General features: G+C 40.6%; 2 protein-coding genes. Both read left to right on the top strand.

The features are described 5' to 3' along the window. Positions 1-107 precede the first annotated feature (107 nt). Positions 108-299, top strand: coding sequence for an NfeD family membrane protein (locus ADICYQ_RS31300; RefSeq protein WP_498366136.1), 192 nt, complete (start codon positions 108-110; stop codon positions 297-299). Further along, a partial coding sequence (locus ADICYQ_RS31295) for an NfeD family membrane protein (RefSeq protein ID WP_498366137.1) occupies positions 295-613 on the top strand: 319 nt, incomplete at its 3' end. The genes ADICYQ_RS31300 and ADICYQ_RS31295, both read left to right, overlap by 5 nt.

The raw sequence follows: 613 nt of genomic DNA, 5'->3' as shown, positions 1-613 counted from the left end.
TCCTAAAATGACATTACCATATATATAAGCAATTATCATTTATAAAGCACTTCAAATGGGTTATTTGTCTTAAAATTTTGAAACTTTTCCTGTGGTGTCTCGTATAAATGGTAACGGCGGCCGTTCATCAATGCATTGATGAAGAAAGGATGAGGAAATTGGAGTTATTTGGAGTACCTATACAAACAATGTATCTTTATACGCTTATTATTGCGGGCAGCCTTACGCTGTTATTCCTGTTTTTCGGAGATGTATTTGCAGGGCTGCCAGAAGGCATTCCGTTCTTAATCCGACATTAGTGCTCTCATTTTTTCACATGTTTTTTCAGCGGGCGGATATATAGGTGAACTCGTATTGCCTCTGTCGAGCTTGCTGATTGCGCTTTTATCTTGCATCCTTTCGATCATGCTGGTGGTATTGCTTCACATCTTTGTGCTGGTGCCATTATCATCTGCAGAAGAATCATTGGCATATAGAGAAGATGATCTCAGAGGAAGACTCGGTAAAGTGATTACAGCTGTTCCGGTTGACGGGTTTGGTGAAGTGGTCATAGAAGGGATAGGCGGGACCATTTCAAAGTCAGCGGTCAGTTTTGATAATCAGCAGATCAGTT

The organism is Cyclobacterium qasimii M12-11B (assembly GCF_000427295.1).
GTDB classification, from domain to species: Bacteria; Bacteroidota; Bacteroidia; order Cytophagales; family Cyclobacteriaceae; genus Cyclobacterium; species Cyclobacterium qasimii.
Note: the sequence above shows the minus strand (reverse complement) of the source record. Positions and strands in the feature narration are given on the sequence as shown.

Coding starts and splice junctions, on each gene's coding strand:
- ADICYQ_RS31300 (WP_498366136.1), top strand. CDS start 108: ATGGTAACGGCGGCCGTTCATCAATGCATTGATGAAGAAAGGATGAGG.